Genomic DNA, 23,276 nt, shown 5'->3' with positions numbered 1-23,276 from the left:
CGTGAAAAGTCCGTCCGATACCCTACGCAATCTGTTCCGCCGCAACCGGGGCGCCAGTTCCGGCGCTCCCACCGCGCAGGCGGAAAGCCTGCCCCTGCCCGCGCTCGTTCTTGAAGCCGAAAAGATTGCCGCCAGCCTGCAAAGCGGCGTTCACGGTCGCAGACGTTCGGGACCGGGCGAGGATTTCTGGCAGTTCCGGCCCTATCATGCTGGCGAACCTGCAACGTCCATCGACTGGCGGCAATCTGCCCGCTCGCCGGTTGAAGACACGTTCTGGGTCCGTGAGCGCGAGCGCGAGAACGCCCAGTCCCTGATGCTGTGGTGTGATCCCTCGCCTTCCATGCAGTGGCGCTCGTCCGATGCCCTGCCGACCAAGGCGGAACGCGCGCAGCTCTGCACGCTGGCGCTGGCGTCCGCATCCCTGCGCAGCGGCGAGCGCGCGGGTCTGCTGACCGGAATTGAGGCCGGGCGCGCCCTTGCCGGACGTCAGGTTCTTCCGCGACTGGCGGCATCCCTTCTGCGTCAGGATGCGGATGAGCCCGAATTTCCCCGCATGTCTCTGGTTCCTCCACGGTCCGATCTCGTGGTGATCAGCGATTTCCTGTGGGACGAGGACCGGATCGACACCTTTCTTAAAACCTGCGCCAGCCGTCCGGTGCGGACCCATCTTCTCTGTATTCTCGATCCGGCGGAGCGGGAGCTGAAACGCGCAGGACGAGTCCGGTTCGAAGGGCTTGAGGGGGGCGTTCTGACTCTTCCCGCCATGGAAAGTCTCGGTCCGGCCTATGAGCAGGCGATGAACGCGCATCTCACGGCCTTGAAACAGAGTGCGGCTTCGCTTCATGCGGACTGCATCGTGCATGACACGTCGCAGGACCCGCTTTCGGCCCTGTTTGCGCTTCATATGGCGCTTGGGGGCGGCCGATGATTCTTCTTGCTCCGCTCCTTCTCCTCGGTCTGCTCACCCTGCCTGCGCTGTGGTGGCTGGTGCGAGCGACGCCGCCCGCTCCGCAGGAACAGTCTTTTCCGTCCCTGCTCATCCTGAACCGACTCACGGCCCGGCGGGAGGACGCCGCCCGTTCCCCGCTCTGGCTTCTGATTCTGCGCATGGTGGCGGTGGCCCTCATCATTTTCGGGCTGGCGCGCCCTGTCCTGACGCCGCATCAAGCCGAAACCGGCAACGGACCGCTGACCCTCATTCTCGATGATGGCTGGGCCGCCATTCCGCACTGGACCGACCGTATTTCCGCAGCGCTCGCGCTTGGCGAAACCGCGATCCGCAACGGTCAGGACGTCACGTTCCTGCACGCTGCACGCGCACCGGACGGAGCGATGCCCGAAGCGTTTATGACCCACGATTCCCATGCCCTGTCCGAACATCTCTCACATTTGCGTCCGCAGCCCTGGCCAACGGACCGTCAGGCGCTGGCCGCCCTGCTTCGGGAACGGGATCTGGCGGACCAGCATGTGAGGGTTCTCTCGGACGGTCTGGCTGCGCAGGGAGACGACGCGCTGCGTGGAGCGCTTGCAAAAGCGCGGTCCGTTCAGGACATGCGTTGGAACGGCTGTGACATCCTGCGCCTTGATGCCGCGACAGGCCAGGACGGTGCGCTTCATGCAAAAGTCGACACGCTGCCCTGCCCACCCCGGACCGTGACGCTGCATGCCGTCAATGCCAATGGCGGCACGCTTGCGGCCTACCCCCTCACGACCGGGAAGGACCAGACGCTCTCCCTCCCGGCCCTGCTGCGGAACCAGCTTGATCGTCTGACACTTGAAGGCACGACCGGCCCTGCTGCTGTGCATCTGATGGGACAGGCCGATCACCGCCGCCCGGTCGGTATCCTCCAGACGCCCGGCGACGCGACACCTCTTGTCGGATCGGCGTTCTTCCTCAATCGCGCCTTGCAACCGATTGCGGACCTGCATAGCGGCGACGCCACGGCCCTGTTGGGCGCGCCTCTGTCGGTTCTGATCGCCACGGATGGGGCACTTTCGGGCGAGCAGACGCGCCATCGCGTTCTGGACTGGGTGCGTCATGGCGGAATGCTCGTCCGCTTCGCAGGCCCCGGTCTCGCAGCCGATCAGGCCGCTACGTCCGACGCCACCTCCGATGCGCTCCTTCCCGTCCATCTCATGAGCGGGATGCGTCAGTTAGGCGGCCCGATGTCGTGGGGGAAACCCCAGACGCTGGCGCCTTTCCCCGAGACCTCGCCGTTTTCGGACCTGACGATTCCGCCCGATGTCACCGTCTCACGACAGGTTCTGGCCAAGCCCGAAACGGGACTAACGGATCATGTCTGGGCGGCCCTAAGCGACGGCACCCCGCTCGTGACTGCGCGCGCCGAAGGCAATGGCGAGATCGTGCTGTTCCATGTCACGCCCTCGCCCGACTGGTCGAATGTGCCGCTTTCGGGGCTGTTTCCCGACATGCTGGAACGTCTGATCGAACGCTCCGCTGGCGTGGCAGGCGGCGGTCCGGCGGAACTGGCGCCATGGCGTATTGTCGGGAGCGATGGAGGCCTCGTCATGCCGCCACAGGCCGCGCGCTCCATCCGTGCTTCGGATCTGGCGCATACGGATGTTTCCGTCACGCATCCTGCCGGGCTTTATGGTCCGGCCCGTGGAACGCGCGCGCTCAATCTCGGGGACACCGCTTCGCAGATGGTGGAGGAACCTTTGCTCGGAACCCTGATGTCGCCTGATGGCGCGCATGCGGAGCGTCCGATCGGCCCCGCGCTGATGGCGGCGGGTCTGCTGCTTCTGCTGCTGGATCTGATCCTGTCCCTGCGGCGGCGCGGTCTGCTCGGCGCTCTGGCGGTCGCAGGTCTACTGCTTTTGCCGATGGCTCATGCTCAGACAACACTTCCGCTTCCGGCAACCGTGCCGCAGGCTGCTCTCGAAACGCGGCTGGCCTATGTTCTCACGGGTCATGACGATATCGATGCTGTCTCCCGCGAAGGGCTTCAGGGCCTTTCCGACTATACGAGCGCCCGCAGTTCCGCGACACTCGGCCATCCCGACGGCGTTGTTCCGGGCAAGGACGATCTGGCGTTCTATCCGCTTCTCTACTGGCCGATCACCCCGGATATGCAGCCCGATCCCGAACGCACGAAAGCGCTCAATACGTTCATGGAACACGGCGGGATCCTGCTGATCGACGAACAGGGTGCTGGCACCGACACCGATTCTGGCACAAGCGCCGCCGCCCGGGCCGCGTTGCAGCGCGTGACCGATGGTCTCGTCGTGCCGCCGCTTGCCAAGCTGACGGACAAGCACGTTCTGGCCCACACCTTCTATCTGCTGCACAGCGGCTTTCCCGGTCGCGTTGCCGGGCAGCCGGTTTATGTGGCGCGCAATGGCGACGAGGCGAATGATGACGTCAGCCCCGTCATCATCGGCAATGGCGACTGGGCGCATGCCTGGGCCGTTGACGGATCGGGCAACCATCCCTTTGCCGTCATTCCCGGAAGCGAAGACCAGCGCACGCAGGCCTATCGTTTTGGCGTAAACATGGTGCTCTACGCCCTTACCGGAAACTACAAGAACGATCAGGCCCAGTATCCTGAAATGCTCCGCCGCCTCGGCAGCCCGGATGCAGCACCCGCCACAGCCAGTCCCGACACCGCCGACGAGGGGGACGCGCCATGATGTTCGATCTTTCTCCGATGCTTCCCGTCTGGCTGCTGGCAACGCTGGCCGCACTCAGTGTTGCAGGCGCAATTTACGGCACCCTGCGCGGCGCGCGCGGGATGATCTGGCGGGCCCTGGCCGTTCTCGCTCTGCTGGGGTGGCTGTCCGGACCGCGTGCGCTTCATCCGGTGCTCCGCCCGGTGCCGCAGGATGCGCTGCTGGTCGTAGATCGTTCGGCCTCGATGCAGGTCGGCCCCCGCACGGCTATCGCGGACCAGACCGCACGGCAGATCATGCAGGACGCGGCCCATCTTCCGGGCCTGACGCTCCATCGCGTCGATGTTCCGGGTGGCATGGGCCACGGCACACGCCTGTTCGAAGCGCTGGACCACGCCGATCTGCCGCAGGGCCGTTTTGCAGGTGCCATCGTCGTGACGGACGGTATGGATCATGACGTTCCAGCCCATCTCCCGGCGCGCTTTCAGGGACCGGATGGGCAGAAACTGCCTCTGCATCTTCTGCTGACAGCTCGCGGGGAAGAACAGGACCGTCGTCTGCGCATCCTGAGCACGCCGCCTTATGCCATCGTTGGGCAGAACGCCACGCTCCGCGTGCAGGTGGACGATCTCGGTGCTCCGGATGCCGCCGACGCCGTTCTCACGATCCGATCGGGCGATGCCCCGTCGCAGACCCGCCCGATCCGGACCGGTACGCCGCAGGACATCACGGTTCCCGTACAACATCCCGGCGAAACGCTTGTCGGCCTGTCTGTTTCTCCGCTAGCCGGGGAAGCCTCTACGGAAAACAACAGCGACGTTGTACGGATCCGGGGCGTGCGCGACCGGCTGCGGGTGCTTCTGGTCTCCGGCGTTCCCAATCAGGGAGAGCGCGTCTGGCGCAGGTTACTGAAGGCCGATCCGTCCGTGGATCTCGTGCACTTCACCATTCTGCGTTCCCCCAACACCGATGATGGTACGCCGCTGTCGGATCTGGCACTGATTCCGTTCCCCATCCGCGAACTGTTTCAGGAAAAGATCCGCAGTTTCGACCTCATCATTCTGGACGGCTTTCGCAACAGCAACATCCTGCCGGACGAATACCTGACCAATATCGCCGATTATGTCCGCAATGGCGGCGGCCTGCTGGTGACGGCAGGACCGGAATTCACGCAGGACGGCACGCTTCAGGATACGAGCCTCGCACAGATTCTTCCGGCCCATGTCGGGACGGACGGAGTGGTTACGCGGGCCTTCCGTCCGTCCCTGACTGCTTTGGGCAAAACCCATCCTGTCACGGCTGGCCTGACAGAAGACTGGGGTCCTTGGTATCGTGCGCTGCGCCCGGACCAGTCGCATGGCGAAGACCTGATGCATGGCCCGGACGGCGCGCCGCTTCTGCTTCTGGACCGTGTCGATCGGGGGCGCGTGGCCATGCTCATGTCGGACCAGCTCTGGCTGTGGTCTCGCGGTGAAGGCGGTGGTGGACCGCAGGCCGAGCTTCTGCGGCGTCTGTCACACTGGCTGATGAAAGAGCCGGATCTTGAGGAAAATCGCCTTACTGCCCGGATCGAAAACGGCCAGCTTGATGTCGAACGCCATGCTGCGGGACAGGCTGTCTCGCCAGAAGCTTTCGTCACCGCGCCGGACGGAAAGCGTACGCCCGTTACCCTGAAACAGACTGATGGCGTCTGGCACGCCACGCTGGCCGCCACAATGCCCGGCATCTGGAGTGTCCGGCAGGATGGTCTGGTCGCTTTCGCCAGCCCCGTTTCTCACGACCCGATCGAACGGCAGGACCTGCGCGCCACCGCGACCGTCATGGGCACCAGCGCTCAGGCATCGGGAGGAACCGTGGCATGGGTTGCGGATCATACGCCCCACCTGAAACAGGTTCCCATCGGCTCGATAATGAGCGGATCGGACTGGATGGGCCTTCCCGTCACCACGGCGGCCGTCGCAGGTGAGACGCGAACGACGGACCTCGTTCCGGCATGGGCAGCCCTGCTTGCGGCGCTGATTTTCCTCGCAATCGGCTGGTGGCGGGAAGGTCATTGAAAAAATGTCACAATCCGGCACCTCCGAGAGGCATCTGCAGACTCGCGCAGGACGAACGATCACAGTATATTGGTTTTATGCGACTGCTCCCCACCCTGCCCCGCCTGCTGCTCGTTGCCGCTCTGGCAATGACGCCGACGATTCTCGTACCCTGGCATCACGCCCAGGCTCAGGATGCCGACGACGCCGAGGCTGAACAGGAAGCCGAAGCCAATCAGAAGAAAGCCGAAGCCCGCAAGGCCGCCCAGCGCGCCGCGCCGCCTTCCGCCCTTCCTGGAGCAGACGCATCCGACGACGATGCCGGTCATGCCCGCGCCGACGTGAACCCGACCGTAGCCCTGTTCGATGCCATTAACCGTGGCTCCCTCAATGCGGCCAAAGAAGCGCTCAACCGCGGTGCAGACATGGGTGGACACAACGTTCTGGACCAGACGCCTCTGGACATGGCCATCGACCTGAACCGCAAGGACATCATGTTCCTGCTGCTGTCGATGCGGACCTATAATCCGGACGGAAAGATCGAGAACAGCGTGTCCGATCAGGGCGTGGAAATGAAGAACGGCAGCGGCCATCTGACGATCGGCGGGAAATCCGTCACACCCAAACGTTCCGCCGTCGTCGCCTCCCCGCATTTCGATGCAAGTGGCGGCAAAGCAGATCCTTCAATCGGCTTCCTTGGCTTCGCAGGGCATTAACCGTTCGTGATCCAGACATAAAAAAAGCCGGAGAAAATTCTCCGGCTTTTTTTTATGGGCGATGGCTTTCCGTCAGCCGACGTTACGCAACGCCTGACTTTCCTGACGCAGGACGTCGATCTGAACGAACTGGCCATCGCGCTCGAAATACCAGAACGTCCAGCCATTGCAGGACGGCGCGCCGGTTAGACCTGCACCGAGTTTATGAATGGAGCCGCGCTGGTTACCCGATACGAGGGTGCCGTCAGGTGTTACGGTCGCTTTCAGACGCTTCTGCCGGTCATACAGCACTGTTCCCGCTGGCAAGACACCCGTTTCCACGAAACTTCCGAACGGAATACGCGGCATTTCGCGCCGGGCCGGGGTCGTCGCCAGTTGTTCGGAGGTCAGGCGTTCTTCACGCGCCACACGCTCGCGCGCGGCCTTGACGTAATCCGGGTGGCGTTCGATGGCTATGTAATGACGGCCCAGACGCTTGGCCATTGCCGGGGTCGTCCCACTTCCGCAGAACGGGTCCAGCACCACATCATTGGCGTTGGTTGACGCCACCAGAACGCGATGCAGCAGACTTTCCGGCTTCTGCGTCGGATGCAGTTTCAGGCCGTGTTCGTTCTTCAGACGCTCATTGCCCGTGCACAGCGGCAGGTACCAGTCCGAACGCATCTGAAGATCGTCGTTCAGAGCCTTCATGGCCTGATAATTGAAGCGATATTTGCTCTGCGGACCACGCGCGGCCCAGATCAGCGTCTCATGCGCATTCGTAAAGCGCCGCCCACGGAAATTCGGCATCGGGTTGGACTTGCGCCAGACGATATCATTCAGAATCCAGAACCCCAGATCCTGCATGATCGCGCCCAGACGAAAGACATTGTGATAGGAGCCGATGACCCAGATCGTGCCGTCCTTGTGCAAAATCCGGCGCGCTTCTCTGAGCCAGTCGCGCGTGAAATTGTCATAGGTCGCGTAATCCGCGAACTTGTCCCAGTCGTCGTCCACGCCATCCACGACGGTTTCGTCCGGGCGGCGCAGTTCACCGCGCAACTGAAGATTGTACGGCGGATCGGCGAAAATGCAGTCCACGCTCCCGTCCGGCAGCGTCTTCATCGTTTCGATGCATTCTCCACGCAGGATCTGGTCGACGGGAAATTCACCGCTCATGCTGCGTGTACCTCTGCTTCAATCATATTTCGTATCGGCGCGAACCCGCGCCTGTGATGGGGTGTCACCCCACGGAGTTTCAGCCCCTGCATGTGTGCGGCCGTGCCATATCCGGCATTGCGCTCCCAACCATAGGCATCGTGACGCATGGCCAGACGCGCCATCAGGCGGTCGCGCGTTACCTTGGCGATGATGGAGGCTGCGGCAATGGACAGGCTGATCCCGTCGCCACCGATCACCATTTTGATGGGACAGGGCAGTTTCGGGGCATGTTTGCCGTCTACGAGAGCAAGGTCCGGCATCCGGCCGAGCCGGAACAACGCCCGGCGCATAGCCAGATAGCAGGCCTGGGCGATATTGATCTGCTCGATTTCCAGAACGGATGCCGCGCCAATGCCGATCAATGCCTGATCGTCGGCCATAAGGGCCTCATAGGCGAGCAACCGGCGTCGGGCCGTCAGCTTCTTGGAATCATCAAGGAGAGCAGACAGGGTGGCAGACGGCGGAGCCGTAAAGGCCACGGCAGATGCCACGACCGGTCCGGCCAGAGGACCACGCCCGACTTCGTCGATCCCGACGACCAGCCCCCCATGGGCAGCTTCCAGGGCGTAATCCGGCATTTATGAGCGTCTCCCCGACAGATCACCGCGAAATCAGGTGACCGAATCGGTTTTGAATCATGGCGACTCGAAAGGGAAGCCTAAAAATGCATTGTCTCTAAGTTTAATATGTCAAGTGTGGTGGGAAAGACTCTTTACCTGAAGCGTCAGAGGTCTTCCTGCTGGTTCTCCTGACCGGCCACTGGCGGCGGCGATGGAGCAGGCTGTTCCGTCTGTCCATGCTGCATCTGAAGTTCTTTCTCTATCTGAGGGAATTGATAGATTTTCTCCGTCACATTGACGGCGAGAAGAAGCAGACTGACGATCAACAACGACAGTCCCCGACCGACGATCTGGCGCCTTTTCCAGAAATATCCCGGCAAAAACAGCCACCACCAGAAGCCCGGCGGCGTCTTTCCACTTTCGCGGATCGAGTTTCGATCCAGCATGAAGGAAATAAAAAACAGAAGCAGCGACATCATCGCGACGATCGAAAACGGTCCCATCCGATCACGTTCCGGGATATGGCGCCAGACCAGGATCAACAACGTCAGACGCTGGATCAGCCATGGCCCGACCAGAAGCACCCAGGCCCAGTGTTCTGCACTTCCTGAAGACATCCGCAGAAGCCCTGTCAGCGGAGAGACAAGTCCCGCTGCGCTGGCGGGTCGCCACGTCTCCCCGAATTCCGACGTCCAGACAAGTGTTTCAGGCTTGATCTGCCTCTGCATGATCAGGCGCAGGATTTCCTCACGGGAGACTGGACCGGCCTGCTGCCCGTTATTGTCGTAAAACCATTCCATAAAAAAAGCCTCCCGGATCACTCCGGAAGGCTTCTAGCACAAAGACGTCCGTCCGGTCGAAACGCCTGTTGCGCTTCAATCGCTTTTGCGGCCGAACAGCAGTCCACCCACAATCATTCCCACGACCGTCGCGATCACGAGCGAAATCAGAGGGCGATCCTGCACAAACGCCGTTGCCGCTTCGAGCTTGGTTTCGCCTTCATCGTACAGATCGGCAAAATCCTGCTGCGCCATGCCGGAAAGCTGGTCGAACTTGCCTTCGGCCTGAAGCTTTGCGTCGCCAGTCAGGCCACCAAAACCGTCCTTGATCTTGCCCTTGGCGTCATCCAGGAGGCCTTCGACTTTGGTCTCAGTTGTATCAGCCATTTTATTCTCCTCTGTCCGGATTAACCTGTCTTCAGTTCAAACGCACGACGGAGGCATCCGGTTCCAGTCCGATATGATCTCTGGTTGGGGAAGAGACAAGCCCCAAGAAAAACTATCGGGCAGAACAGTAACGAAACGTATCATTTTCGGTCATTTTGATTTTCATTACCAAAACTGAACAGGATTTAAGGTCGCGTCATGGCAGGCGCTGGCCTCCTGCCGTATAAGCATGAAAACACATAACATCGTCGCCTGAGAGCCCTGCGCTCTGCTATGCGGAAAGACAGAACCACCATGGATCAGCAGACGGCCAGCTCCAGCGACCGCCTTACGAACAACACCGCCCAGTCCTCTCCCCCTCCCGCACGGTCACGTCGGCGCTGGGTCCTCTGGGGCGTTGTTCTTCTGATTGCTCTTCTGATCCTGTTCGCAATCTTCCGCCCGCATGGTGCGACCCACAAACATGGTCGTGGCGCTGCGGCTGACGGAAACGTGCAGCCCGTTGCCGTCGCAACGGTCCATAGCGGCGATATGCCCGTGATTTTTCAGGAACTCGGTACTGTCGTCCCCGTGACGAACGTGACGATCACGCCGCGCGTCAACGGCCATATCTCGGCTGTCTATTACAAGGAAGGCCAGCACGTTCATAAGGGTGATGAGCTCGAACTGATCGATCCGCGTCCGTATGAAGCCACGCTCTCTCAGTATCGCGGCACGCTGGCCGCCGATATGGCGCAGCTTGAAAAGGCCCGCGTGGACAACGCCCGCTACCAGCGCCTGATCAAGCAGAACTCGACCTCCGCCATGACCGCGCGCGATCAGGAATTCACGGTGCAGCAGCTTGAAGGCCAGGTCGAATTCGACCGAGCCAATGTCCGTAATGCCGAGCTGAACGTGATGTACTGTCACATCATTGCACCGGTCGAAGGACGTGTCGGTATCCGCGTGCTTGACGTTGGCAACTACGTGACGGCGGGCCAGTCCGGCGGTTTGACCATTCTGACGATGATGCAGCCCATTTCCGTGATCTTCACGGTTCCGCAGAACCAGCTTCAGGAGGTCATGAAATATCTGGGACAAACCGGCGAACTGTCCGTCGAGGCCTGGGACAGCGACAATACTCACAAAATCGCCACCGGCACCGTCAAGGCGCTCGACAGCCAGATCGACACGGCAACCGGCACGGTCCGGATGCGTGGCATCTTTGCGAACGAAGACGAGCATCTCTTTCCGAATCAGTTCGTCAATCCGCATCTGCTGGTCACGACGCTGCATGATGCTCTGCTCGTTCCTGCAAATGCCCTGCAAACCGGCCCTGACGGCCGCTTCGTCTATCGCGTCAAGCCTGACATGACCGTGGAAGTCGTGCCCGTTACGGTCGGCACGACCGACGGCACGAATGCCGTGATCGAAAAGGGTCTGAGCAACGGTGACCGTATCGTGACGGATGGTGTCAGCCATCTGCGTCCCGGTCAGAAGGTCTCCATCCCCGATACGTCTTCCGCAGCAGCGCAGACCACTGAAGCTGAGCACAAAAGCGCCAGCCAGCACCGTCACCATCGCGACGGACAACAGAGTTCCGATGCGCCTCAGAAGAAGAACGACCCGTCCTCGCCCGCCGACACCGGCAACCACTGATCGCCGTCCAGAACAGCCAAACAGGGAACAGTAAGATCGTGAATCCGTCCCGCCTGTTCATCGAGCGCCCGGTTGCCACCAGCCTTCTGATGTTCGCCATCCTGCTGAGCGGCCTGCTCGGCTACCACTTTCTGGCCGTCTCAGCGCTGCCGCAGGTCGAATATCCGACGATCACGGTTTCAACGTTCTATCCGGGTGCCGGGCCGGACGTCATGAGTACGTCCGTCACCGCGCCTCTGGAAACCCAGCTCGGCCAGATGGCCGGACTGGACCAGATGACGTCCCAGTCTTCGGGAGGCGCTTCGGTTCTGACGCTGCGGTTCGGGCTGGACATGTCGATGGATGTGGCCGAGCAGGAAGTTCAGGCCGCGATCAACAACGCCACCTCGCTGCTGCCAAGCGATCTGCCCGCCCCTCCGATCTATGCGAAGGTCAATCCGGCAGACACCCCCGTCCTGACGCTCGGCATTACGTCGAAAACGCTGCCGCTTCCTGAGGTCGAAGATTACGTCAACACGCGGCTTGAGCAGAAGATCAGCCAGATTTCCGGCGTCGGTCTTGTCACCCTATCAGGCGGCAACCGCAAGGCGTACCGGATTCAGGTCAACATTCCGAAGTTAACCTCTTACGGGATCGCAATCGACACGCTGCGTACCATCATCAGCACGGTGAACGTCAATTCCCCGACCGGTACGTTCGACGGCCCCAAGCGCTCCACCTCTCTGCGCATCGATGGCCAGATCCAGTCCGTCGAACAGCTCATGAATCAGGTGATCGCGTATCAGAACAACGGCCCGATACGCGTGCGCGACATTGCGACGGTGGTTGAAGGGGCGGAGAACGCACAGCTTGCCGCCTGGGCCAACCGCACGCCTGCGCTGATTCTGAACGTGCAGCGTCAGCCCGGCGCGAACGTCATCGGCGTCGTGGACAACGTGCTGCGGGTCCTGCCGCAGCTCAAGCTCGATCTGCCGCCGGGCATTGATGTCACCCCGCTGACCGACCGCACCACCACCATCCGCGCTTCGGTCAATGACGTGGAATACGAACTGGCGCTCGCGATGCTTCTCGTCGTGGGCGTGATCTTCGTGTTCCTGCGGAATATCCCGGCGACGATTATTCCCAGCCTGTCCGTTCCGCTATCGCTGATCGGGACGCTGGCAGCGATGTATCTACTGGGCTTCTCGCTCGACAATCTGTCACTGATGTCCCTGACGATTGCGACCGGCTTCGTTGTCGACGACGCGATTGTTGTGATCGAGAACATCGCCCGTTACGTCGAGGCTGGTGAAGACCGCTACACCGCTGCGCTCAAAGGCGCGGGGGAGATCGGCTTCACCATCATCTCGCTGACGGTTTCGCTGATCGCCGTGCTGATCCCCCTGCTGTTCATGAAGGACGTCGTCGGGCGTCTGTTCCATGAATTCGCGATGACGCTTTCCATCACCATCATCATTTCTGCCGTCGTCGCCCTGACGCTGGTACCGATGATGTGCGCCCGTCTGCTCTCCGACACGCATGCGCCGTCCACGAAAAACACAGTCTGGAGCCGCCTGTCCAACCGCACCGAGCGAGGCATCAACGCCCTGATCGCGGGGTATGGGCGCTGGCTCGACGTCGTGCTGCGCTTCCGCGTCACGACCCTTCTGGTCACGCTCGGCACGATCGTCCTGACCGGCATTCTGGCCTGGACCATTCCCAAGGGCTTTTTCCCGACACAGGATACCGGCGTCATTCAGGGCATCTCCGTGATGTCGCAGGCCATTTCTTTCGAGGGCATGAAGGACCGTCAGGCCGCTCTTGGAGACGTGATCCTGAAAGACCCCGACGTCGCCAGCATTTCGTCTTTCGTGGGCATTGACGGCCAGAACATGACGTTGAATGTCGGGCGCTTCCTGATCAACCTCAAGCCGCGTGAGCAGCGCACGTCCAGCCTTGAGGCAATCATGCGTCGCCTGTCCTCCACCGGAGATCAGGTGATCGGGGCACAGCTTTACGTCCAGCCGATTCAGGATCTGTCGCTGGATTCCTCGATTTCTGCCACGCAGTACCAGTTCATGCTGGAAAACCCGGATTACGACACCTTCAAGACCTGGGTGCCGAAATTCGTGGAGGCCCTGCGCAAGGAGCCGTCACTGACGGATGTCACGTCCGATCTTCAGGCTGAGGGGCTGGTCGCCCAGCTTTCGCTCGACCGTCCGACCGGCGCGCGATACTCCATTACGCCGCAGACAATCGATAATCTGCTATATGACAGCTATGGCCAGCGTCAGATCACGACGATCTACACGCAATCCAACCAGTATCGCGTCATTCTGGAAGCCGACCCGAAACTCCAGACTGATCTCACGTCCCTGAGCCAGCTTTACCTGCCGGGCATTTCTTCGCAGGCCGGTGGCAGCACGTCCGGCCCGACGCGCCAGCCGACATCGGGGCTCGTACCGCTGTCGCAGGTGACGACGATGACGCATGTGCTCGCGCCGCTGCTCATCAGCCATTTCGGTCAGTTCCCGGCCACAACCGTTTCGTTCAACGTAGCCAGCGGCTACTCGCTGGGCGCTGCGACCAACGCCATCGAGCGCGCAGAAAAGCAGATCGGTCTGCCACGGGAGTTCCAGACCGCCTTCCAGGGCACGGCGGCAGCGTTCCGTTCCTCGCTGTCCAACGAGGTCTGGCTGGTCATGGCGGCTGTGGTTGCGGTCTATATTGTGCTGGGCATTCTCTATGAGAGCTATATCCACCCGATCACGATCCTTTCCACCCTGCCATCCGCCGCCATCGGTGCGCTGATCGGGCTTTATCTGTTCGGGATGGATCTCGACATCATGGGCATCATCGGCATCGTGCTGCTGATCGGCATCGTGAAAAAGAACGCCATCATGATGATCGACTTCGCGCTCGAAGCCGAGCGTCTGGAAGGTCATACGCCACTTGAATCCATCAAGCAGGCGGCGATGCTCCGCTTCCGGCCGATCCTGATGACCACGCTGGCCGCCCTGTTCGGCGCCCTGCCCCTGCTGATCGGCACGGGTGTGGGCTCCGAACTGCGCCGTCCGCTGGGTGTAGCCATCGTTTTCGGCCTGATGATGTCCCAGCTTCTGACGCTGTTCACCACGCCCGTCATCTATCTGTTCATGGATGAAGTGGGGACGAAAACGCGCGCCTTCATACAGCGTCACCGTCGCCACAACCCACCGTCGCAGCCCCAGACCCCAAGCCCCCATACAGGCGCTCCGTGAATCTGGTTCGCCTCTTTGTCCTGAGGCCCGTTGGCACGACGCTGCTGGCGGTAGCTCTCGTGATCGGCGGCGTTATGGGCTATTTCGCCCTGCCCGTCGCCGATCTGCCGGACGTGGACTTTCCGGTCATTATGGTGACCGCGAACCAGCCCGGCGGCTCTCCGTCCGAAATTGCAAGCACGATCGCAGGGCCTCTGGAGCGGCATCTGGGGGCGATTTCCGGCGTCACGGAAATGACCTCGGAATCCATGGTCAACCAGACGCGCATCACCCTTCAGTTCGACCTGTCGCGCGACATCAACGGCGCTGCGCGTGACGTGGAAGCGGCCCTGCAGGGCGCGCGGCAGGATCTGCCCACCAGCCTTCGCAGCAACCCGACCTATATGAAGGCGAACTCCAACGGGCCGCCCATCCTCGCTTTGACCCTGTCGTCCAGCACCCGGACACCGCAGGAACTCTACGATTTCGCAAGCAACATCCTCATCCCGCAGCTCAGCCAGATTCAAGGCGTCGGTGATGTGGAAATCCGCGGCGCGTCCCTTCCTGCCGTGCGTGTTGAAATCAATCCGCTGCGCCTGTTCCACTACGGGATCGGCTTCGAGGATCTGCGCGCTGCCCTCGCCTCCGCCAATGCCCATACGCCCAAGGGTTTTCTGGATGCCAATGGCGAGCGCATGATGCTCTCCACCAACGATCAGGCGACGGATGCAGAAGAATACCGTGATCTGGTCATCGCCTATCGCAACAACCAGCCTGTCCGCCTGACGGATCTGGCGGACGTCAAGAACAGCGTCGAAGATCTCCGTCAGGCAGGGTATCTGAACGGAAATGCCGCCATCATCTGTACGGTCTTCTCGCAGGGTGGCGCGAACGTCATCAAGACGATCGACGGCATCCGCGGCCGCCTGCCAGCTCTGCAATCCGCCCTGCCCGGCAATACCAATATTTCGATCCTGATCGACCGCTCCAAGACGATCCGGGCCTCTCTGGACGATACGAAACAGACGCTTGTCATTGCCGTCGTACTCGTGGTCGTGGTCGTCCTGCTGTTCCTGCGCAGCCTCTCCGCCATCATGGTTCCGGCCATCGTGGTGCCGGTTTCGATTATCGGAACCTTCGGGGCCATGGCACTGATGGGATACCAGCTCGACAACATGTCGCTGATGGCCCTGACGATTTCGACGGGCTTTGTGGTCGATGACGCCATCGTCGTTCTGGAAAACATCGCCCGCTACATGGAGATGGGTTACAACCGACAGGACGCCGCCATCAAAGGCACGACCGAAGTCGCGTTCACGGTCGTTTCGATCACAGTCTCGCTGATCGTGGTGTTTGCACCGATCATGCTCATGGGCGGGATCGCGGGGCGGCTGTTCCACGAGTTTGCGATGACCATGGTCATCACGCTCTGTATTTCGCTGCTCCTGTCCCTGACGCTGACGCCCATGATCAGCGCCCAGCTTCTGACCCACACGGACGATAACGGTTCGGGTCTGTGGAAGAAGACCGGCCGTTTCCTCGAACGCATGATCAGCGCCACCACGTCGGGTTACGGCAAATCGCTGGACTGGGCCTTGGGGCATCAGTTCCTGATCGCAATGTCCCTGCCCGCCACTTTGGTGCTGGCCGGTGTGCTGTATGTGAAAATGCCCAAAGGTTTCTTCCCCTCCGAAGACACCGGGCAGATCATGGGGCGTGTGGTTGCCGATCAGTCGATCTCGTTTCAGGCGCTTCAGAAAATCGTGGTCAAGGCCATGAAGAGCGTCGCGTCCGACCGGGATGTCGTGGGCGTCATGGGCGGTGTCGGTGGACGTTCGGCCAACTCGGCGAACATGTTCATCGCACTCAAGCCCAAATCCGAGCGGACGGACGATCTTGCAACCACCATTCAACGCCTGACCCGCAGGTTCTCCCATATTCCCGGCGCGCAGCTCCGCCTGATGGCCCCCGGCAGTGTTCGCACGGGCGCGCGGCCCGGAGACGCCGCCTATCAATATTCACTTGAGGGTCCCTCCGCCGAAGACCTCTTCGAATGGACTCCCAAGATCGTAACCGCGCTTTCCAGACTGCCGGAACTCATGGACGTAACATCGGACGTGGAACAGGGCGGTCAGGGGATCAACATCGCGATCAACCGCGACACGGAAGCGCGCTATTCCGTCACGCCACAGCTCATTTCCAATACGCTCTATGACGCATTCGGCCAGCGTGCCGCCTCCATTATCTACGGCAACCTCAACCAGTACCGCGTCATCATGGAAGCCGCGCCCCGCTACTGGCAGGATCCGTCGATGTTGCAACAGATGTGGATCAGCACCTCCGGCGGAACAGCAGCAGGCGGCACGGCGTCGAACAATATCCGCGCCCGCGCCACAACGGCTGTCACGACCCTGTCGCAGAGTGAGCAATCCTATCAGAACTCGGTCGCCAACGCGCTGGCAGGCGGAAAATCGGCATCAAGCGGTGCAGCCGTTGCCACCAGCGTGGACAACATGGTTCCCCTGTCCGTCCTCTCACGCCAACGCAACACCAACACCGCCCTGACCGTCAGTCATGAAGGACAATCCGTCGCGACGACCGTGTCCTTCAACCTTGCACCCGGCGTATCGCTTGGCACGGCCGTGGATGCCGTCCAGGCCGCCATGGTGAAGCTGCATGTCCCGTCAGACATTCACGGCGGGTTTGCGGGCAATGCGGCCGCTTTCCAGAAATCCGCAGGGAGTGAGGTTCTGCTGATCCTCGCCGCCCTCGCCGCCGTCTATATCGTGCTGGGCGTCCTGTATGAAAGCCTGATCCATCCCCTGACGATCCTTTCAACGCTGCCATCCGCAGGCGTTGGCGCCATTCTGGCACTTCAGATCTGCGGAGAGGAATTCTCCCTCATGGCCATGATCGGCGTGATCCTGCTCATCGGCATCGTCAAGAAAAACGCCATCATGCTGATCGACTTCGCCCTCGTGGCACAGCGTGAAGGGCTGTCGGCCAGAGAGGCTATCCGTCAGGCCAGCCATCTGCGTTTCCGCCCGATCCTCATGACGTCTCTGGCCGCTGCATTCGGTGCCGTGCCCCTCATCATCGGCAACGGATATGGCTGCGAACTCCGCCGACCGCTGGGGATCGCCATTCTCGGCGGTCTCGTGGTCAGCCAGTTGCTGACGCTCTACAGCACGCCCGTCATTTTCCTGTATCTCGACCGGTTCGGACGCGCCATGGGCCGTCTGCGTGCCCACGTCGCTTCCTTTTTCCATCTTTCAGCCCGGGGAACACAGTCCTGATGCCCGCCCTCCGTAAATCCACCCTGCGCACTGCCCTGCTGGGGGCGGCGACCCTGCCTTTCCTGAGCGGCTGTATCGGCGGCATGGTCGGGCCGAACTATCATCGTCCGAAAGCCATCATCTCCGCCAAGTTCAAGGAAGCGCCTCCGCCGCCGGGCTGGCAGATGGCTGCCCCCGATCTTGCGAAAATGCCCAAAGGAGACTGGTGGACGATCTTCAACGATCCCGTTCTCAACGACCTTGAAGAACGCGTGGCCACGTCCAACCAGAGCCTGAAGGAATATGAGGCGCAGTATCGCAAGGCGGCCGCGACGATTGATTCGATCCGCGCGCAGCTTTTCCCGACCCTGAGCGGCAAGTTCAGCTTCAACCGCAACTCACAGGGAAGCAGCGCCGAAAATACCAGCGGAGGCTTCACCTATACCTCCAGCCAGTCCTACACATCCAACACATGGACGACCGGCCCATCCGCAAGCTGGACCGTCGACGTCTGGGGCATGATTCGCCGGCAGGTTCAGCAGCAGGTTGCCGCCACTCAGGCCGACGCTGCTCTCGTCGCCAACATGCGGCTGTCCTATCAGCTTCAGCTCGCGCAGGACTATTTCGACCTGCGCTATCAGGACAGCCTGATTGCGCTCTATGCCCGCAACGTGGATCTCTATCGCCACAATCTGGAAATCCTCCAGAACCAGCTCGACGCTGGTGTCGCGGATCCAACAAGCGTCCTTCAGGCCCGCTACCTGCTGCAATCGACGCAGGCCAGCCTGTCCAACGCCCATATCGCCCGGGCGCAATACGAACACGCCATCGCCATGCTGACGGGCCGGGCTCCAGCAGAACTCACACTGGCAGCCTCTCCCCTCCCCGAGACGATCCCCGCCGCACCCGTCGCCGTGCCCTCCATGCTGCTTCAGCGTCGTCCGGACGTGGCGCAGGCCGAGCGCAACATGGAAGCCTATAATGCGGAAATCGGATACGAGATCGGCGCGTTCTTCCCACAGGTCACGCTCTCCGCGTCTTATGGCTATAGCGGCAATCCTCTCGAACAGCTGATCCAGACCGCTACGCGCACTTGGAGCCTCGGTGCGGCTGCAAGCGAAACCATTTTCCAGGGCGGGGCGCGCTCCGCTGCGGTGCGCAGCGCAGAAGCCGATTACGACAATGCCGTGGCCACCTACCGCCAGACGGTTCTGGCAGCTCTTCAGGACACCGAAGATCAGATGTCCGGCCTGCGCTATCTCGATCAGCAGCTTGCCTTGCAAAATGCTGCCGTGAAAACCGCAGAAAGCGCCGTTCAGGTGTCCATGAACGAGTATCTCGCCGGAACGCAGATTTACACGACGGTCATCACCGCCGAACAGAATGCTCTTCAGTATCAGGAAACCCAGCTCAGCGTGCGGCAGCAGCAGTTTCTTGCCGAGGTCAAACTCATGACGGATCTGGGCGGAGGCTGGACGACGCAACAGCTTCCAAGCAAAAACTCGCTTCAGACGGACAATCCGTTCCTGCCCTCCTTCATCCAGAGGGACAAGAACGGGAACTGAAGACCATAAAAAAGGGCGGGGCCATTGGCACCCGCCCTTTTCGTATCAGCCTTGTATCAGGCGATTAGAGTGCGTGCAGTCCCGCAACACCTGCGAGAATGGCCAGCACCGCCAGAACCAGGAAGATAATGAAAAACAGCTTGGCAATGCCTGCTGTAGCGGCAGAGATGCCTGAAAAGCCGAAAACACCGGCAATGATGGAAATAATGAAGAAAACAATCGCATAGTGCAGCATGACGGTGGTCCCCTTGGACAAGAGTTCGTGGTCATGTCGTAACGTCACGCAGCTGCGGAAGTTTAATTTTTCCTTACAAGACGTTTTCCCAACAAAAAACCTATAAAAGATGCTGCCAGAAGCCAGAACAGCGGCTGATCCACCATCAGATCACTGACAAGTGCTTCCGTTTCTCTTGCCGCCCGAGAGAGTTTTGTTCCCAGAATGCCTTTCCCGGAACACCCATCGGCATCCTCCCGCAAACGTTCCAGACTGGCGTCCATAGGTCTTTCCCCTGACATGACATTCTCCCAACGCAGAAAAGGCAGCCCGGTAGCGGACTGCCTTTTCCTTTACATCGTCAGAGCGACGAATGAATGCCCTAAATCAGGGCGTCCACTCAGTGGCCGACAGCAGGAGCGTCCTCGCCCCGGCGTGCGGCTTCTTCATTATAGCGCTGCGCTTCGGGGGAGATAGTCAAAGCCATCGTCATTCCAGCGGACAGCAGATAGATCGCTGCAAACGTCCAGATCACATACTGCATGCCCGGTCCGAAAACCGCCTCACAGCCAGCGACAACAGCTGGTCCAACCCATGTGGATGCCCCGGCACCCAGACCAAGAATGGAGAGCGCAGCCGCTTTCTCACGCGGGCAGATCTGTGGCATGAGGCCAGACAGCGGCACGAAAGCCGCGACCGTTGCGCCATAGAAAATTCCTGCTGCAGCCACAGCCCAGAAATTCCCCGGGAACCAGAAAGGCACATAATAGAACAGCGGAATAGCTACGAAACCACCAATCCCACCAAAAACCGCCACGACAAACCGGTGTCCCAGCGTATCGGCCACCATGCCCGAGACGAGATTGAACAGGATGTTGCTCAGGAAAATAAGCGACAGGAGGTTCAGCCACTGGGCAAGGGAAAACCCGAGATGATCCACAAAAAACGCGGGCATGATCGCAAGGAACGCATATTCTGAAGACGTATCAATCACACGGACGATACCGGCAATCAGCGTCTTCGGCTCGCGCCACATGATGCTCATGGAGCCAAAGAAAATGTCTTTGGTCGGGATATGATCCGGCAGAAGACGCTTTTTGCCTGTAGGCTCATGCGTGAACAGCAGCGCAACAAGGCCGCCCAGAATCACAAGCCCAAGCGAACACCAGAAAGTGCGAAGCTCACCGATTGCGGGAATGGCAAATCGTGCGAACTGCGATCCCAGAGTGGGGAGACCTGCAGAAAATGAGAACCAGAACCAGCCCGCAGCGGAACCCAGCATGGCGGTTGGCGTAGCGGCCGCGATCCAAACAAGGAAACCATACGCAAACAGCGGGTATGCAAACCCTCGCAACGTATAGAACAGCAGGATCATGGGTCCGCTATTTGGTCCCAGCCCAAGAGACAGAAAACCAATTTCAAGGATGGTCCATAAAATAAGACCAAGCCACATAACTTTCTTTGGCCCCATGAGATCAGAAAGCGGCCCAGAGAACCAGGCGGCGATCATCACGGTGATGCCATAGAAAGTGAACATTTCATTCACGAAACCCTGCGTATGGCCGTGATGAAGCATGTAGGTATCGAGATACCCCGCCTCCACACCATCGCCGACCATGAACAGGAGCTGCCCCACGAACGCCCAGAAGAGGGCTCTGGGTATTCCAAGGGTTTCCGCCAACCCATGTTTTGGAGGGGAAGATTCAGACATTATAACGCTCTCCAAACGCTGGACGCATCACGAACCCATCCGGACCTCATTGCCAGGATACATATTCGATGCGTCGTGGCAGGCCCTACGAGAGTGCTCGGGCCTGTTTCTCAGAATGATGCAGACCCTATGAGAAGAACGACGGAACATTCTTCAAAAGGGAGAAACCGCTCCTTGTGAAGGAACGGAAATTCAGACTGCCTCCGAAAGAGACAGGAAAGATTCTGCAAAGAGTGCTGCCTGCATATCACACACTTGCGTGACCAAGAAACCACGAATCAAAAAAGGCCGGGACATTCCTGTCCCGGCCTTTTTTAATGCTTCAGAACAGGAGCCTCAGGCGGCTTCCTGCTCCTCGGCAACATTCTGCTTCGGTCCGCTGTCCTGGCCCTTGGCGGTGACATCGCGATCGATCAGTTCGATCACGGCCATATCGGCATTGTCGCCATAACGCACGCCAGCCTTCAGAACGCGGGAGTAGCCACCGGCACGTCCCTTGTAACGCTCGGCCACAGCCGAGAACAGCTTCGTCACGACGGCATCGTCACGCAGCTGCGCGAATGCCTGACGACGGGCGTGCAGGTCGCCACGCTTGCCGAGTGTGATCAGCTTTTCGACGACCGGGCGAAGTTCTTTCGCCTTCGGCAGCGTCGTCGTGATCTGCTCGTGCTTGATGAGAGCCACGGCCATGTTGCGGAACATGGCAGCGCGGTGAGAAGAGGTGACATTGAGCTTACGCCCGCTCACACCATGACGCATTGCTAGTTTTCCTTACCTTGAAAGTTCTCAGAACGTCTCGTCGAGACGCTTGGCCAGATCCTCGATGTTCTCGGGCGGCCAGGCTGGGACGCTCATGCCGAGCGACAGCCCCATACCGGTGAGAACTTCCTTGATCTCGTTGAGCGACTTGCGCCCGAAATTAGGCGTACGGAGCATTTCCTGTTCGGACTTCTGCACCAGATCGCCAATGTAAACAATGTTGTCGTTCTTGAGGCAGTTGGCGCTACGCACCGAAAGCTCAAGTTCGTCAACCTTGCGAAGAAGATTGCGGTTGAACGGCAGGTCATCCTGCGGTTCTTCATGCTGGACCGGACGCGGCTCATCGAAGTTGATGAACAGCTGCAGCTGGTCCTGAAGAATCCGAGCCGCAAGAGCCAGGCTGTCTTCAGGCGTCACCGCACCGTTGGTCTCGACCGTCAGCAGCAGCTTGTCATAGTCAGTGACCTGACCAACACGCGTCTGCTCGATTTTGTAAGAAACCCGACGCACCGGCGAATAGATCGCATCGATGGGAATCAGGCCAATCGGAGCATCTTCCGGACGGTTTGCTGCTGCTGCAACATAGCCCTTGCCCATATTGACGGTGAATTCCATGCCGAGCTTGACGCCGTCATCGAGCGTGCAGATCACGAGATCAGGATTCATGATCTCGATGTCATGACCTGCCTGGATCTGGCCAGCCGTCACTTCACCCGGGCCAGTGGCCGTCAGGATCATGCGCTTGGGGCCTTCACCATGCATGCGAAGAGCAAGCTGCTTGACGTTCAGGACGATGTCCGTGACGTCTTCGCGCACACCCGGTACGGCGGAGAACTCATGCAGCACGCCATCGATCTGGATGGCGGTCACGGCAGCGCCCTGCAGCGACGACAGGAGAATACGACGCAGTGCATTGCCAAGCGTCATGCCGAAGCCGCGTTCCAGAGGCTCGGCCACGACAGTGGCGATGCGCGAGGCAACCGGTCCGGGCTCGACTTCAAGCTTCTCCGGCTTGATGAGGGACTGCCAGTTTTTCTGGAGAACCAAGGTCGTGGCCTTTCAAACAACGAAGCACGCCAAGGGAAATTGGCGGCACCTGGGCCCGCACCAGCGGTGCGGTAAAAGATGCAATCACTTACAGATGCTGCGTATCGCACGCGATACGCAGCACAGCATCACTCAGACGCGACGACGCTTCCGGGGACGGCAGCCATTGTGCGGCACGGGCGTCATGTCGCGGATGGACGTAATGTTAAACCCTACGGCCTGAAGGGCACGAAGTGCGCTTTCACGCCCCGAACCCGGACCGGAGACCTCGATCTCAAGCGTTTCCATGCCATGCTCGCGTGCCTTGCGGCCTGCATCTTCTGCGGCGACCTGAGCAGCATACGGCGTGGACTTACGGGAGCCTTTAAAGCCCTGCGCACCCGACGACGACCAGGCAATCGCGTTGCCCTGTGCGTCAGAAATGGTGATCATGGTGTTGTTGAACGTGGAGAGCACGTGAGCAACACCGGAAATGATATTCTTGCGTTCCTTTTTACGGATACGCGGAGCAGCGGCCTTCGCCATGAGAGAGGTCGTCCTA

The 23,276-nt window shown here is 60.3% G+C and carries 18 protein-coding genes; 8 read left to right on the top strand and 10 right to left on the bottom strand.

Annotated elements, in window-relative coordinates; all coding sequences use genetic code 11:
- Position 1 precedes the first annotated feature (1 nt).
- The 4 genes from ABDK74_RS12595 (at position 2) to ABDK74_RS12580 (ending at position 6,382) form a co-directional block, all read left to right on the top strand.
- Positions 2 to 928 (top strand): DUF58 domain-containing protein, encoded by a 927-nt coding sequence (locus tag ABDK74_RS12595; protein WP_346004041.1) that lies wholly within the window; start codon positions 2 to 4, stop codon positions 926 to 928.
- A complete protein-coding gene (locus ABDK74_RS12590; RefSeq protein ID WP_346004040.1) occupies positions 925 to 3,651 on the top strand; it encodes a DUF4159 domain-containing protein in 2,727 nt (908 codons plus the stop codon). Before ABDK74_RS12595 ends, ABDK74_RS12590 begins: the two co-directional genes overlap by 4 nt.
- The gene (locus ABDK74_RS12585) at positions 3,648 to 5,687 is read left to right on the top strand and encodes a VWA domain-containing protein (protein WP_346004039.1); all 2,040 of its coding nucleotides are present in this window, start codon (positions 3,648 to 3,650) and stop codon (positions 5,685 to 5,687) included. The genes ABDK74_RS12590 and ABDK74_RS12585 overlap by 4 nt, the downstream gene beginning before the upstream one ends.
- 77 nt (positions 5,688 to 5,764) lie before the next feature.
- The gene (locus tag ABDK74_RS12580) at positions 5,765 to 6,382 is read left to right on the top strand and encodes an ankyrin repeat domain-containing protein (RefSeq protein ID WP_194254929.1); all 618 of its coding nucleotides are present in this window, start codon (positions 5,765 to 5,767) and stop codon (positions 6,380 to 6,382) included.
- A gap of 72 nt (positions 6,383 to 6,454) precedes the next feature.
- Here the strand turns inward: ABDK74_RS12580 and ABDK74_RS12575 are convergent, their stop codons facing one another.
- The 4 genes from ABDK74_RS12575 to ABDK74_RS12560 all read right to left on the bottom strand — a co-directional run bounded on the left by ABDK74_RS12575 (position 6,455) and on the right by ABDK74_RS12560 (position 9,308).
- Positions 6,455 to 7,540, bottom strand: a complete 1,086-nt coding sequence (locus tag ABDK74_RS12575; RefSeq protein ID WP_099286898.1) for a DNA methyltransferase — start codon at positions 7,538 to 7,540, stop codon at positions 6,455 to 6,457.
- Complete coding sequence (locus ABDK74_RS12570; protein WP_346004038.1) at positions 7,537 to 8,160, bottom strand: ribonuclease HII; 624 nt, start codon at positions 8,158 to 8,160, stop codon at positions 7,537 to 7,539. Before ABDK74_RS12570 ends, ABDK74_RS12575 begins: the two co-directional genes overlap by 4 nt.
- 146 nt (positions 8,161 to 8,306) lie before the next feature.
- Entirely contained in the window at positions 8,307 to 8,942 is a 636-nt protein-coding gene (locus ABDK74_RS12565) for a DUF4339 domain-containing protein (protein WP_346004037.1), read from the bottom strand.
- 75 nt (positions 8,943 to 9,017) lie between these two features.
- Positions 9,018 to 9,308 (bottom strand): CsbD family protein, encoded by a 291-nt coding sequence (locus tag ABDK74_RS12560; RefSeq protein ID WP_194254934.1) that lies wholly within the window; start codon positions 9,306 to 9,308, stop codon positions 9,018 to 9,020.
- 294 nt (positions 9,309 to 9,602) lie between these two features.
- Here ABDK74_RS12560 and ABDK74_RS12555 point away from each other — a divergent pair, with 294 nt between their 5' ends.
- Genes ABDK74_RS12555 through ABDK74_RS12540 form a run of 4 tightly spaced genes read left to right on the top strand, consistent with a single transcriptional unit; the run spans position 9,603 to position 19,004 of the window.
- Entirely contained in the window at positions 9,603 to 10,946 is a 1,344-nt protein-coding gene (locus ABDK74_RS12555) for an efflux RND transporter periplasmic adaptor subunit (protein WP_346004036.1), read from the top strand.
- A 38-nt stretch (positions 10,947 to 10,984) separates the two neighbouring features.
- Positions 10,985 to 14,185, top strand: a complete 3,201-nt coding sequence (locus ABDK74_RS12550; RefSeq protein ID WP_346004035.1) for an efflux RND transporter permease subunit — start codon at positions 10,985 to 10,987, stop codon at positions 14,183 to 14,185.
- Positions 14,182 to 17,460: an efflux RND transporter permease subunit gene (locus ABDK74_RS12545; RefSeq protein ID WP_346004034.1), complete on the top strand. Its 3,279-nt coding sequence runs from the start codon at positions 14,182 to 14,184 to the stop codon at positions 17,458 to 17,460. The genes ABDK74_RS12550 and ABDK74_RS12545 overlap by 4 nt, the downstream gene beginning before the upstream one ends.
- Positions 17,460 to 19,004, top strand: a complete 1,545-nt coding sequence (locus tag ABDK74_RS12540; RefSeq protein WP_346004033.1) for an efflux transporter outer membrane subunit — start codon at positions 17,460 to 17,462, stop codon at positions 19,002 to 19,004. The genes ABDK74_RS12545 and ABDK74_RS12540 overlap by 1 nt, the downstream gene beginning before the upstream one ends.
- A 64-nt stretch (positions 19,005 to 19,068) precedes the next feature.
- Here ABDK74_RS12540 and ABDK74_RS12535 read toward each other — a convergent pair whose 3' ends face one another.
- The 6 genes from ABDK74_RS12535 to rpsK all read right to left on the bottom strand — a co-directional run bounded on the left by ABDK74_RS12535 (position 19,069) and on the right by rpsK (position 23,260).
- Positions 19,069 to 19,239, bottom strand: a complete 171-nt coding sequence (locus ABDK74_RS12535; protein WP_007282750.1) for a DUF1328 domain-containing protein — start codon at positions 19,237 to 19,239, stop codon at positions 19,069 to 19,071.
- 62 nt (positions 19,240 to 19,301) lie between these two features.
- A complete protein-coding gene (locus ABDK74_RS12530; RefSeq protein WP_346004032.1) occupies positions 19,302 to 19,502 on the bottom strand; it encodes a hypothetical protein in 201 nt (66 codons plus the stop codon).
- 116 nt (positions 19,503 to 19,618) lie between these two features.
- A complete protein-coding gene (locus tag ABDK74_RS12525; protein ID WP_346004031.1) occupies positions 19,619 to 20,929 on the bottom strand; it encodes an MFS transporter in 1,311 nt (436 codons plus the stop codon).
- 336 nt (positions 20,930 to 21,265) lie between these two features.
- Positions 21,266 to 21,688, bottom strand: a complete 423-nt coding sequence (rplQ, locus tag ABDK74_RS12520) for a 50S ribosomal protein L17 (protein ID WP_194254942.1) — start codon at positions 21,686 to 21,688, stop codon at positions 21,266 to 21,268.
- A 27-nt stretch (positions 21,689 to 21,715) separates the two neighbouring features.
- Positions 21,716 to 22,735 carry a DNA-directed RNA polymerase subunit alpha gene (locus ABDK74_RS12515; protein WP_011251942.1) on the bottom strand — a complete coding sequence of 340 codons (1,020 nt, stop codon included), beginning with the start codon at positions 22,733 to 22,735 and terminating at the stop codon, positions 21,716 to 21,718.
- A 132-nt stretch (positions 22,736 to 22,867) separates the two neighbouring features.
- A complete protein-coding gene (gene rpsK / locus ABDK74_RS12510) occupies positions 22,868 to 23,260 on the bottom strand; it encodes a 30S ribosomal protein S11 (protein WP_011251943.1) in 393 nt (130 codons plus the stop codon).
- Positions 23,261 to 23,276 lie beyond the last annotated feature (16 nt).

It is taken from the genome of Gluconobacter sp. OJB, assembly GCF_039638275.1.
GTDB classification, from domain to species: domain Bacteria; phylum Pseudomonadota; class Alphaproteobacteria; order Acetobacterales; family Acetobacteraceae; genus Gluconobacter; species Gluconobacter cerevisiae.
Note: the sequence above shows the minus strand (reverse complement) of the source record. Positions and strands in the feature narration are given on the sequence as shown.

Excerpts from the sequence above, each read along its gene's own strand:
- ABDK74_RS12580 (WP_194254929.1), top strand. The coding sequence starts at position 5,765 with ATGCGACTGCTCCCCACCCTGCCCCGCCTGCTGCTCGTTGCCGCTCTG.
- ABDK74_RS12525 (WP_346004031.1), bottom strand. The coding sequence starts at position 20,929 with ATGTCTGAATCTTCCCCTCCAAAACATGGGTTGGCGGAAACCCTTGGA.
- ABDK74_RS12535 (WP_007282750.1), bottom strand. The coding sequence starts at position 19,239 with ATGCTGCACTATGCGATTGTTTTCTTCATTATTTCCATCATTGCCGGT.
- rplQ (WP_194254942.1), bottom strand. The coding sequence starts at position 21,688 with ATGCGTCATGGTGTGAGCGGGCGTAAGCTCAATGTCACCTCTTCTCAC.
- ABDK74_RS12585 (WP_346004039.1), top strand. The coding sequence starts at position 3,648 with ATGATGTTCGATCTTTCTCCGATGCTTCCCGTCTGGCTGCTGGCAACG.
- ABDK74_RS12590 (WP_346004040.1), top strand. The coding sequence starts at position 925 with ATGATTCTTCTTGCTCCGCTCCTTCTCCTCGGTCTGCTCACCCTGCCT.
- ABDK74_RS12575 (WP_099286898.1), bottom strand. The coding sequence starts at position 7,540 with ATGAGCGGTGAATTTCCCGTCGACCAGATCCTGCGTGGAGAATGCATC.
- ABDK74_RS12555 (WP_346004036.1), top strand. The coding sequence starts at position 9,603 with ATGGATCAGCAGACGGCCAGCTCCAGCGACCGCCTTACGAACAACACC.
- ABDK74_RS12565 (WP_346004037.1), bottom strand. The coding sequence starts at position 8,942 with ATGGAATGGTTTTACGACAATAACGGGCAGCAGGCCGGTCCAGTCTCC.
- rpsK (WP_011251943.1), bottom strand. The coding sequence starts at position 23,260 with ATGGCGAAGGCCGCTGCTCCGCGTATCCGTAAAAAGGAACGCAAGAAT.
- ABDK74_RS12540 (WP_346004033.1), top strand. The coding sequence starts at position 17,460 with ATGCCCGCCCTCCGTAAATCCACCCTGCGCACTGCCCTGCTGGGGGCG.
- ABDK74_RS12570 (WP_346004038.1), bottom strand. The coding sequence starts at position 8,160 with ATGCCGGATTACGCCCTGGAAGCTGCCCATGGGGGGCTGGTCGTCGGG.
- ABDK74_RS12530 (WP_346004032.1), bottom strand. The coding sequence starts at position 19,502 with ATGGACGCCAGTCTGGAACGTTTGCGGGAGGATGCCGATGGGTGTTCC.
- ABDK74_RS12560 (WP_194254934.1), bottom strand. The coding sequence starts at position 9,308 with ATGGCTGATACAACTGAGACCAAAGTCGAAGGCCTCCTGGATGACGCC.